Raw genomic sequence first — 10680 nt, 5'->3', positions numbered from 1 at the left:
CCTTTGCCGCCGAATCGGAACTCATTTATACAACCGATCTGATCATTGACTATTAGTTCATTTGTCCATATTTCTGAAAGTCCTTTTGCAGTGGTTAATGCTTCATATACCGTTTTAGCTGGAACATTCACGGTCTGTAAGTGCTCGATATTTGCCATATTGCTCATTCCCCTTCTTTATAAGATGTAATTATTTGTATACGACTATCTTTGATTATACTATGGTACGTTGATGTGATTTCTTTTCGATTGTTCATTTTTAAAATAACGCATTAGGGAAGGTTGTTTAACTAAGCTGCCCGTTAGAAAAGAGGAGTCTCCACATAGGAAATTCCTAAGCTATCGTTCTCCGTTAGTTGAACAACGATTTTTCAGGTTGTTATTCTCTAAATTAATTTTTCATTGTTTCAATTATTCCTTTAGCTATCACTCTATTTGTAGTTAACTCAAATTTCATTCCAGGCTTGATTAAATGATTCGGTGCTTCCTCTTTATCGTGGAAAAGTAAATACAAGTCAGCAGTTGTAGCTCTTTGAGTATTAGGTGATTTGTGAAATTCAATTACTGCACTCCATAATCCATAAATTAACTCTTTATCCTCTTCAAAGATGATAGGTGTTGAGAAGGTTCCAACTGGAATTATACTTTGCCCGCCTTCTTCCTTTGATAGGAAATATATCTTCACAGTTCCTACTGTCTTCATGATTTTATCAACTCTTTCACGGTATTTAAGTAACGTTCTCCGTTAGCTTAACCCAATCATCTTCTTGACTCAATAAAATAGTTCAAAGAATAAGTTTACTTTCTGTTCCTGAAAGCAGTCTTTTTATATTTTCCGTATGCCTGAAAATAGTCATAAACGCCATTAGGCATGCAAATAAATAAAAATATAAGGTATTCCCAAAAAAAGGAATAAATGAAATAGCCGCAAAAAGCACTGTAGCACATATTGTACCTAAAGAAACATAACGGGTTAAAGCTACTATTATCACAAAAAAGCCAAGACATAAAAGGGCCATAACCCAGTTAACCATAAACAGCACAGCCACTGCTGTAAGTGCTCCTTTGCCCCCTTTAAACCCAAAATACACCGGCCAGTTATGCCCTATAACTGCTCCTGCGCCTGCCGCTAAAAGGCTTACGCAATCTTTAGCCTCTCCCGAATAAAAGTAAACGCCAAGGAACAAGCCTATATAACAGGCAATTACCCCTTTTAATATATCTCCCGCAAGAACAAACACCGCGGCAGATTTCCCAAGTACCCTCAGAGTATTGGTAAGCCCGGCGCTTTTACTTCCATGGCTTCTTATGTCCTTGCCGTATATTTTCCCTACAATCACCGCTGTATTAAGGCTGCCTAACAGGTAGCCCAAAGCTAAGGCCACAATAAGCTTTAAGATATCAATCATGACTCTTCTCCCTTGAAATTATTTATTACGATTTATCTTCTTCAACGACATCAAGCTATCCTGCCCGTTCTCTACAAGACTGCCAATACCGGCAGCCACGTCTTAATGAATGTTAAGCTATATTCCCTTGTTAGCTTAATATGTTTCATTTGCCGATTAGTAATTATTCTACTTCCTTGAGGTACATCGCAGGTATAGTAAAACGTTTAACCAATAGACCTTCTTGAATATTGAAGTCTTGAATATTTTTTTGTTTGTATTCCATTAAGATTGAATCAAGTATCTTGCTTATCAAAACGCAGTCCTCTAATGCATCGTGACGCTTAATATCATTAGTGTCGATTTGGTAATAATTAACAAGATATTCTGTACTAAAAACGTCATCAAGTTCGGGATGCAGTTTGGCGAATAATGCTTTAGTATCGATAACAGGATTCTCAAAAAATGATAAATTACTAATCCGGCAATGTTTATTAAGCATTGGAAGATCGTATTCATAACCAGCTTGTGTGACCAATACGTCCGTTCCGCAAAAATCTAGAAACTGCCGATATACGTCAGCAAATGTTGGAGCAGCGGATAATTTTTCATTCGTAATCCCCGTTAATTGTTCGACTCTTTCGGGAATTAATTTCGGTGATTTTACTAAGCAACTGAACGAGCGCAATATTTTACCATTCTGATAAACGATTGCACCGAATTGAGTAATGTACTCCTTTTCAATAAAAATACCCGTTCCTTCTAAATCAAATATGCAAAACGGACGCTCGTGGATTTGATCAACAAAGACATCTTTTACGAGGTACTCCGTTTCTGATAAATATTGAATATTCAATGTTTCATGCCCCTCCCTATAATATAGTTCCTCGTATAACTGGTATTTCAGCCGCTATTTTCCTTCCCTTAAAAGATTATATCCACCATTATTATATCTTCAATCTATTTCCGTAATCTGCCCGTTAGTTGGCCATATTCATTATCACCCACAGCAACCACCGTGCCATCCGATTTAAGGCCGAGAGTATGAGCGCAACCCGCCGCAACCGCCATCACCTTTAATATTACAAGAATCAGAGATACAAAGACCGAGGAAAGGAAGCGTGTATCATCATCATGAACGAGAACTGGCATCAAAGTGTAAAAAACAAAAATCGGGAAGAGCTGATTTCGGCAGGCAAACATCTGTTTATGAGCCACAGCTTCCTCAGCGTTAATATTCAAGATATTTGCAAGTCCGCAGGAGTAAGCCGGGTTACTTTCTACAAGCATTTTCCTACCATGGATGATCTGATTCTGGAGATTCAGATGGAGATTCTGCAGGATATGACCCACTGTATCAAGCGTGATGTCACTGCTGCAATGAATGGCCGCAGAAGCTGGTATCGATACTGAATGTATGGATAGAATACGCCAGACAACATCCGGGATATATTAAATTCATTTTGCTGTTCGATCTTCATTTTGAATCCTACAACTCCAATCATGACCTAAAAAACCGTTATACAGCATTTATTAATAAAAACAAAGAACAGCATTTTTTGTTTGACTCTCTGAAATCTGGGATTAGTGACGGCTCGTTAAAAGCTGATATTGATCCTGAACGTACCGCTCCTTTCATCTTTACTTCTATGATGGGACTGCTGCAAAACCTAAGCATCACCAGGAACAAAGAGGGAGCATTAGATAGCCAGATGCCTCAACAATTCGTGGATATGCTCGTTCAACATTTAAGTTCATGATTGCACGGTGCATAGAGAAGACCGAGGCGTGTTCCACTGAACACTGCCCCGGTCTTTTTTCATTTCAGGTCATCTGAGTTGATAAAAAAGAAATGAATATTATTTTATATCATGATAGTATCCAAATTGTAGAAAATAACTAATAAGAAAGGAAGATTACACTATGAATATGGATATTAAAGTTGAAACTCTCCCGAATTATCGCATTGCATATGTACGACAAATTGGACCCTACGGTCCTGCCAACGTTCAAGCCATGCAGGAGTTAAAAAGGTGGGCAAAGGAGAAAAATTTACTAATTGAATCGGCTATATTATTCGGAATTCCACTCGATAACCCACATACGACACAGCCTGAGGATTGTAGATATGATGCATGTATTGTGATTGCAGAAGATGAGCCCATTGATGATTTGGTCAACGAAAGTGAATTCATTGGCGGGGAGTATGTTATTTTCAAAATCAAACATACAGCAGAAGATGTTCAAAAAGCATGGGATGAAATTTTCCCAGCGATACACAGCATGGGATTTCACCCTGACGACAAGCCGATTTTAGAAAAATACACTGGTAGCATGGTCATCAATGACTTTTGTGAAATATGTGTTCCAATTAAGCGGTTATAAAACGAACTGCAGCTGGTCGTTCTGACCGGCTGCATCCATTTTCCACCTCCCTTTGATTCTTTTATATCAGGTGAAAAATCTGTTATTGCAACAAACCTATAAAAATTTGCAGCAAAACGCACATTAGTAGTTTTATCATTGGTTGGGATATATGATGTGAATGAAAGGAGGAACAACAATTGGAAATCATATTTGAAACGGATCCTAGAATGGAGAAGCAGGTCGCAAAAGTAACGACTAATCCAACTGAGAAAGAGATCTGGGGTCAGATTACACAAGCAATACATAGCCTGGAGAAAAAGCTCGTTGTTATCGACGCAAGGAATGATCGGCATCTTGAAGTGCTCGTGAGTATGATCGCGGTCATTCAGTCCGAAGACCGCATGTGCAGTGTACGACTGATCACTGGAGAGATGTATTTGCTGAGTAAAAGATTAAAGTATGTGGAGGAAGACTTGGCATCGTCAGCGTTTCTGAAGATTAATAACCAAACGATTATTAATACTAGCTACATTATGACGTTTTCCTCAACCGATCATGCAAGAGTTCAGGTCGTATTACATGACCAATCCAGCTATCTTGTAAGTCGTCATTATATTAAAACATTTAAGGGGAGATTCTCATGATTCACGATTTCAAACGGTCTTTCTTTCAAGTCTTTACACTAACATCCTTATGGGCTACATTGCTGTTGACGTGGTTTTTCAAGGACCAGCCAATCAGTATGTCATACCTCTGGAATGTAGCCGGAATTGCTTTGATTTCTGCCACTCTGTTCGGATTGATGTATAACGCGCTCTGGAATTATTACACATTGAAGCCCGTCTGGAATATTCTCATTGCATCCATTTTGAATATCGCGGGAGGGTTAGCTGGAATATGGCTGTTCTCTGAAGAAATGTTTAATACCGTCAGCCCTTGGTCGCCTGGCATGCTCATCTTATCCGTTATCCTGCATACGATTGCCTTTTACTTCTATGCCAAAGCAGACAGTAAGAAGAAAGCAGACGAATTGAACAAACTGATTAAATGATTTTATTAAAAAGAAATTACTCTATTCGAGCGAACACTATAAAAGTCGATGTTCTATTGCTGCCAGCAACAGAGCATCGACTTTTTAATGAAACCTTCTGACCAATTATTTTTATCTAATTCATACTCTTCAATGAAAAAGTTTTGCTTTATCTAATGATGAATAAATACCAATTAGTTTTGTCTCATTATACATTCCGTTTTCTCCAACCTCGTAAGAATGCTGAACCAAAAAAACAGTTTTCATTTTCAGTCACCTGTTACCTCTACTAACATCACGCCCATTGTCGAATCTAATTTTCAACTTACTTAATCCAATAAAGAGCCCGACCCCGAACAGTATGCCACCAATCATTCTAAACTTAGCAATATGATTTTCTCTTCGTATTGGAATTTCATCGATACTCATGGTCCCTGCTTTTAATCATTCACTTGTTGCTGTATTCATCCCCATATCCACACTCAGAAGGATAAGAACTAGACCAATTATTGCAATTACAAAGCTAGCAACCACGACCGCAGTATCTGATTTTGAATAATTCAAATTCTTCATTCCCCCTCATTTCATCAATCCTTTTGTTTTCAATCTACATCCAACTACTTCTTAAATATACCATAATTGGATTAATGCACCTATCGCAACTCATCTCCTCATTAAATAGAACGATCCGATAAACTCCGTATCCATAATGTCGAGTGAGGTAGGAGAAAATATAGTAAGATTTACTCGTACAGGAGGGGAAAACATGTTACAGCAATTCAATAAAGTGATGGCCTATATCGACGATCATCTAACCAATGATATTACTCCAGAAGATATTTCAAGAATTGTAGGTATTTCTGACTACCATTTCAGACGAATGTTTTCATACCTTTCTGGAATGTCACTACATGAATATATCAAGAATCGACGCCTGTCGATCGCGAACAGCGACTTAATCAATGGATCGAGGGTTACAGATGTAGCTTTGAAATTTGGTTACCAATCTGTGGACGGTTTTTCGAGAGCCTTCAAAGAATGGAGTGGCTTTCTTCCATCTGAAGTTACAAAGAATAGGATTCAAAAATCATTTCCCAAATTCACATTTTTCATTGCTATAAAAGGAGGAATTTCTATGGAGTTCAAAATTGAGAAAAAAGAAGCATTTCATCTAGTGGGTGTCACCAAACGTGTACCGATTCAATTTGAGGGAGAGAACAATGAAATTATTGCATTAGCAAAATCAATTACAGAGCAGCAAAGAAATGAAATGCACGAGTTAGGCGATTTATATCCTAACCAAGTAGTAAATGCCTCTTATCAATTTGACGAGGGACGACTAGAGGAGAAAGGAGAGCTAACACATCTAATCGGGTTTATTACTTCAAAAGAAAATACGTATAGTGATTTAGAACAAATGGAAGTGTCTGAACATACGTGGGCTATCTTCCCAAATCAAGGTCCCTTCCCAGCTACGCTGCAAGAGACATGGGGGAAAATCTACTCAGAGTGGCTGCTCTCATCAGACTATGAGCTGGTTCAAGCGCCTGAAATTTCATTCACGAAGCATGACGGTTCTTATCACAATGTTTATAGTGAGATTTGGATAGCCGTCAAAGCGAAATAACATAAAAAAGGAGACTACCGACTGCGTCGGTAGTCTCCTTTTAATTCGCTTCACGCATTGCTCCAAGGACGATACTGTAACCATCCGGGTCAAGCAGGTAGGCATTCTTGAATTCCCAACCACCGTGTGAACCGATGAATGGCTCGATTGCAATATTAGCGCCTTTCCCACGCACTTCTTCGATGTATATATCCAGATTGTCCCATTCCATATGTACAAACGTGTCCCACCCGTACTCTGGACCTTCCCAATCGCTTGGATAATTCGTGCGTTTTGCAGAAACTCCATTCGGTTTAATATCTTTAACTGATGCTGCCTGCTGTAGAATGAAAATCATATCGTCCCGTTCAGCGTGACCCCAATCATCGATTCTGCATCCTAGCATATCACGGTAATATAGTTGTGATTTCTTTAGGTCGGAGACTAGCCTAACCTGGATCATATTTCCTAGCAACTTCTTCTGTTCAACATTCGTATCCATTGCTTGTCGGCTCATTGTCATCTATCTCCTTCAACATCATTTTAGGGTATACATAAATAGAAAATTAACCCATTTATAGATTAACGGTTAAATGTACCTTCGTAAAGGATTTTCAGATGAACAATACCGCCTAAGGACCACAAACCAGTAATTCGCATTTCTAAAGACAACATATTCCCTCCGTATTCATTGGAATAAGCAACCTGCCTTTGACAGGCTTTCCTTGCATTTTAATGCGCTATCGTTCTCCGTTTAGCATAACATGCAGATGCCGCGTGTCCGTGAGGATCGGATTCCAGCATTCCTCTATTGGAGGACCGACTACGCCGCAATGAAATCAAGCTGAAGGAGATGAACAAAGGTGAAGAATACATTTGAATTTACTGCGGTCGTCTTAATAGGGAATGGCGAGTTAACAGACGACTTTACCATCGATATCGCCAAAATGGCTGACCGTTTAATCACACAGCTGGAGATCCGCAAAGAAAGCTCTCCAAACTATTGCGGAGAGCTCCGCGCAAGACAACGAGACAGCTAAGACAATTGCCGCAGAAGCTCTAAAATCGATTGTAGAGTAGAGCCCGGCTGCAACGGAATTAATTGCCAATGGGACGATTAAAGCAGAGATTGATTCCATATTCCCGCTAAACCAAGCTGATAAAGCGCTGGAGAGAAGCGAAGCAAGACATGGACGCGGAGGAATATTGCTGCACATAACTCAATCTAACAACTACAACACGAGAGCAACAAAAAAGTCCCGAGTATGCCCATCAAATAAATATGATGTTCTTGGAAACCAAGTGATACTGTAGAATCAACAACACATCGTCCATCTCTCCTTTTAATTGACTCCCTATTGATTGATTACAAAACTTCCGAAAGATTATTGTTTGGTAATCATCCATGTGACACCAAATTTATCTACGACTTCTCCATAATAAGCACCCCATGGCTGAAGAACGAGAGGATACTTGCTTTCGCCGCCCTCGCATAGCTTAGCATAAGCCGTTCTGGCTTCTGACTCATCGTCATAGTTCAAAGCAAGAATGATGCTGCGGTTATACGAAACCGGTTCGAATGAATCGGACATCATTAACGTATTCGTTCCCGCCACTGTCAATGCCAAATGCATGACTTTATCCTTCATCGCCTCGGGTATCCCCGGCGTCTCACCGAATGTGGTAAGAAACTGAATTTCGCCCCCCAGTGACTCAACGTAAAAATTAGCCTGACCTCTTGCATACTCCGACATCAAATAAGAGTGAATTTGTGCTCCCATACAATTCAACAACCTTTCCACTTTAAATTGTCCTTCTATGAATACGACGAATAAACAATAGTCAAATCGACATAGGAAGAAATTATTTCTAAATATTTTGTTAGCTTGTAAAATTGGTATTGAATGAAAAAAGCAACCGATCCATAAGACCGATTGCCCCCGTGTTATTGTATTTTTATATACCCATTTTCCCCTTAGACATACTTACTGACTAACGGCGATAGACCAGTTTCCTTAACAACGCATCCGCTGGACCGCTCCATCCTCTTTTCTCCAGAAAAGCAGCGATGGCAACCCCGGACAACCAGATCGACATCGCAATGACGAATACTCCGGTGCTATCCAATTTCCCACCTAATCCGATCGCGACCGGCGAGAGCAGAAGCACCATCATTGCTTCCTGATATAGATAGAATGTGAGTGACCTTTTACCGACCGCCGATAACAGCCATGTCATCCTTGGGACAGTTCGACGAGCAGAAATACTAATCAAAGCAATAAGCGCCGTATAACCTATTCCTCCGGCAAGGCCGGTAAGGATATGAAGGATAAGACACCAACTCATCAATTCCAGAGAAGGGCTCCAAAAATTAGCACCAATGAGCGCAAAAGGAAGTGCACCGAGCAATGAGAGACCGATACCACCGACTGCAATCCGCTTCAACTGGAGACGAAATCGTTCAGGCTTTTCCATCCATCGTTTACCGGCTGACCAAACACCGAGCAATATAATAAATAACATAGGATAAAAAATGATTTGAAAAAGGATAACGATCGGAAAAGCTAGAGCATGCTCCCTGACAAGCTGGAAGTACGTATGGGAAGCTGTTAAGCCTATATGAAACTCTCCATTCAAGGTCATCGGGAAAACCACTACCCAGATTAATGGGATCACGATGAAATAAATCAGTCCGATAATAACCATCATCAGCTTTTTTATTTTATCCGAGCTGAACAGCAGACGTCCGAGTATTACACCAGAGATTCCGTATACTGCGAGAATATCAGCTCCTCCTATAACGACAAGGTGAAGAAATCCGAATACGGTCAGGAGCAATGATCGACGTCGCAACATATGCTTTACTTGTTTTTCCGGAACCCCTTTGTCGAGCTGTCGTGCCACCATGAAGGCCAGCCCATAACCAAACAGTGCAGCAAACATCGGATAGGCCCGGTTGTCAACAAATAGCAGTCCGATCAAATTAACGATATTGTCCAGCATATCTTCGCCCAGCGGGCGGGTCAGAATAAACGTATCCGATGTAAACAAATAAATGGGCGCATGTGCAATGACGATTAGCAGCAGCATAAATCCACGTCCAAGATCTGGAGCCAACGTTCTCTCACCCGTGGATGTTGGGCTAAGTGGTACCTGATGTGTTCTGACATTAGCATTCTTAATCAAACCGAACCCCTCCTTATTTTGCTCCCCGCCTTCAACCGATTGAGTGATAAAAGATGACGAAGAAGCGGCAATTATTATTGATTGACTTAATCAGTCAATTAAAATAATAGGTGTAGGTCCATTTTTTGTCAACAAAAAAAAGCTTCACATGTGAAGCCTTTACATTAGCTCTTGATGCTTGATGACCCGTAGCAGCATAGCAATGTTCCAGTCTAAATCCCTTTGTATCCATTCCACATCATCCGCAATGAGCCCCGACAGAATCGTTAAGTACAGGTTGACCAGTTTGTAGGGGTCTTCTTCGACAATTTCTCTACACCTCTGCCCTTCAACGAAGATCGGCAGCATGAGGTGGACATATTTCTCACCTGCCTGCACAATCAGCTCTCTCGTTTCTGCATCCAGAGCCTGGTGATGAGTACAGCTTTGGATAATTCGAAAGATTTCATGGCTGCCGGCTGTTAGAGCGAATTTGGTGAAATTTGTGATTTTAACCAGTGGCGATTCGGACATAGTAGCCACTTCCTCAATCATTTGCTGAGCACCATTCATAGCCCATTGCAGGCTTGTCAACAGCACTTCCTCTTTGGATTCGAAATAATGATACATAAGACCATGGCTTACATTTGCTTTTTTGGCAATCATGCTCATCTTCGTGCCTTCGATCCCAAATTCCGCAAAAACGTTCAAAGCCGCTTTCAAAATCTGATCTTTTCGTTCTTCCCGAATTTGTTTCGTTTGTTCATCACTATATCGAGCCATATCCACTACTCCTGTTATTCCTTAGAATAGACGCTTTGATAGTATAACATATTCAAACATACTGATTTCATAGTTACGTTAACCTGCCGTTAGCTTTATTCTTGCAGTGTTTTGGTCATTATTAAATCTATTTGTTCTTCATCACCCATATAGAAGGAGTGAGCGCCTGTTTGAACAAAGCCTAATTTATTATAAAAGGTAATTGCGCTCTCATTTTTTTCCCAAACCCCTAGGGTCTGTCAATAATTTTGTGTAAACTCATTTATAAGGATTCCCCCGAGGGGGAATTTTCCTTTTAGCGTAGGTGCTTACCAACCCGTTCCGGGAAGAAAACGGAGAGTT

General features: G+C 40.2%; 16 protein-coding genes and 2 pseudogenes. 8 read left to right on the top strand and 10 right to left on the bottom strand.

The features are described 5' to 3' along the window. Positions 1-390 precede the first annotated feature (390 nt). From AC6ESP_RS29335 to AC6ESP_RS29320, 4 genes and pseudogenes are all read right to left on the bottom strand, one after another. A complete protein-coding gene (locus AC6ESP_RS29335; protein ID WP_497100323.1) occupies positions 391-702 on the bottom strand; it encodes a hypothetical protein in 312 nt (103 codons plus the stop codon). A gap of 82 nt (positions 703-784) precedes the next feature. After that, positions 785-1408 (bottom strand): glycerol-3-phosphate 1-O-acyltransferase PlsY, encoded by a 624-nt coding sequence (plsY, locus tag AC6ESP_RS29330; protein ID WP_497100322.1) that lies wholly within the window; start codon positions 1406-1408, stop codon positions 785-787. A 163-nt stretch (positions 1409-1571) separates the two neighbouring features. After that, entirely contained in the window at positions 1572-2243 is a 672-nt protein-coding gene (locus tag AC6ESP_RS29325) for a 3'-5' exonuclease (protein WP_497100321.1), read from the bottom strand. A 104-nt stretch (positions 2244-2347) separates the two neighbouring features. After that, positions 2348-2461 (bottom strand): annotated as a pseudogene (locus tag AC6ESP_RS29320) (hypothetical protein); the annotation flags it as partial. A 60-nt stretch (positions 2462-2521) separates the two neighbouring features. Between AC6ESP_RS29320 and AC6ESP_RS29315 the strand changes: the two are divergent. The 5 genes from AC6ESP_RS29315 to AC6ESP_RS29295 all read left to right on the top strand — a co-directional run bounded on the left by AC6ESP_RS29315 (position 2522) and on the right by AC6ESP_RS29295 (position 4805). Beyond that, positions 2522-2800 (top strand): TetR/AcrR family transcriptional regulator, encoded by a 279-nt coding sequence (locus AC6ESP_RS29315; protein ID WP_497100320.1) that lies wholly within the window; start codon positions 2522-2524, stop codon positions 2798-2800. A 50-nt stretch (positions 2801-2850) separates the two neighbouring features. After that, entirely contained in the window at positions 2851-3147 is a 297-nt protein-coding gene (locus AC6ESP_RS29310; protein WP_497100319.1) for a hypothetical protein, read from the top strand. Between the two features lie 169 nt (positions 3148-3316). Further along, complete coding sequence (locus AC6ESP_RS29305) at positions 3317-3772, top strand: AraC family transcriptional regulator (RefSeq protein WP_497100325.1); 456 nt, start codon at positions 3317-3319, stop codon at positions 3770-3772. Positions 3773-3951: 179 nt separating this feature from the next. Beyond that, positions 3952-4398 carry a LytTR family DNA-binding domain-containing protein gene (locus tag AC6ESP_RS29300; protein WP_497100318.1) on the top strand — a complete coding sequence of 149 codons (447 nt, stop codon included), beginning with the start codon at positions 3952-3954 and terminating at the stop codon, positions 4396-4398. Next, positions 4395-4805, top strand: coding sequence for a hypothetical protein (locus tag AC6ESP_RS29295; protein ID WP_497100317.1), 411 nt, complete (start codon positions 4395-4397; stop codon positions 4803-4805). The genes AC6ESP_RS29300 and AC6ESP_RS29295 overlap by 4 nt, the downstream gene beginning before the upstream one ends. A gap of 129 nt (positions 4806-4934) precedes the next feature. Here AC6ESP_RS29295 and AC6ESP_RS29290 read toward each other — a convergent pair whose 3' ends face one another. Beyond that, positions 4935-5051, bottom strand: a complete 117-nt coding sequence (locus AC6ESP_RS29290) for a DUF7336 domain-containing protein (RefSeq protein WP_497100316.1) — start codon at positions 5049-5051, stop codon at positions 4935-4937. Positions 5052-5550: 499 nt separating this feature from the next. Between AC6ESP_RS29290 and AC6ESP_RS29285 the strand changes: the two genes are divergently transcribed. After that, entirely contained in the window at positions 5551-6411 is an 861-nt protein-coding gene (locus AC6ESP_RS29285; RefSeq protein ID WP_497100315.1) for an AraC family transcriptional regulator, read from the top strand. Between the two features lie 40 nt (positions 6412-6451). Here AC6ESP_RS29285 and AC6ESP_RS29280 read toward each other — a convergent pair whose 3' ends face one another. Next, positions 6452-6907 (bottom strand): VOC family protein, encoded by a 456-nt coding sequence (locus AC6ESP_RS29280; protein WP_497100314.1) that lies wholly within the window; start codon positions 6905-6907, stop codon positions 6452-6454. Positions 6908-7253: 346 nt separating this feature from the next. On the opposite strand from AC6ESP_RS29280, the gene AC6ESP_RS29275 reads away from it, so the two are divergent. Together AC6ESP_RS29275 and AC6ESP_RS29270 are read left to right on the top strand one after the other, a co-directional pair. Next, the gene (locus AC6ESP_RS29275) at positions 7254-7430 is read left to right on the top strand and encodes a hypothetical protein (protein ID WP_497100313.1); all 177 of its coding nucleotides are present in this window, start codon (positions 7254-7256) and stop codon (positions 7428-7430) included. A 61-nt stretch (positions 7431-7491) separates the two neighbouring features. Further along, on the top strand, positions 7492-7704 hold the full coding sequence (locus tag AC6ESP_RS29270; RefSeq protein WP_497100324.1) for a hypothetical protein: 213 nt from the start codon (positions 7492-7494) through the stop codon (positions 7702-7704). 71 nt (positions 7705-7775) lie between these two features. Here AC6ESP_RS29270 and AC6ESP_RS29265 read toward each other — a convergent pair whose 3' ends face one another. From AC6ESP_RS29265 to AC6ESP_RS29250, 4 genes and pseudogenes are all read right to left on the bottom strand, one after another. Then, positions 7776-8171 carry a VOC family protein gene (locus AC6ESP_RS29265; RefSeq protein ID WP_497100311.1) on the bottom strand — a complete coding sequence of 132 codons (396 nt, stop codon included), beginning with the start codon at positions 8169-8171 and terminating at the stop codon, positions 7776-7778. Between the two features lie 211 nt (positions 8172-8382). After that, positions 8383-9576 carry a DUF418 domain-containing protein gene (locus AC6ESP_RS29260; RefSeq protein WP_497100310.1) on the bottom strand — a complete coding sequence of 398 codons (1194 nt, stop codon included), beginning with the start codon at positions 9574-9576 and terminating at the stop codon, positions 8383-8385. A 159-nt stretch (positions 9577-9735) separates the two neighbouring features. Beyond that, positions 9736-10338, bottom strand: coding sequence for a TetR/AcrR family transcriptional regulator (locus tag AC6ESP_RS29255; RefSeq protein WP_497100309.1), 603 nt, complete (start codon positions 10336-10338; stop codon positions 9736-9738). A gap of 95 nt (positions 10339-10433) precedes the next feature. Next, positions 10434-10571, bottom strand: a pseudogene (locus AC6ESP_RS29250) (GNAT family N-acetyltransferase); the annotation flags it as partial. Between the last annotated feature and the right edge of the window lie 109 nt (positions 10572-10680).

It is taken from the genome of Paenibacillus xinjiangensis (assembly GCF_059686975.1).
This window is presented reverse-complemented; position numbering and strand designations above follow the sequence as displayed.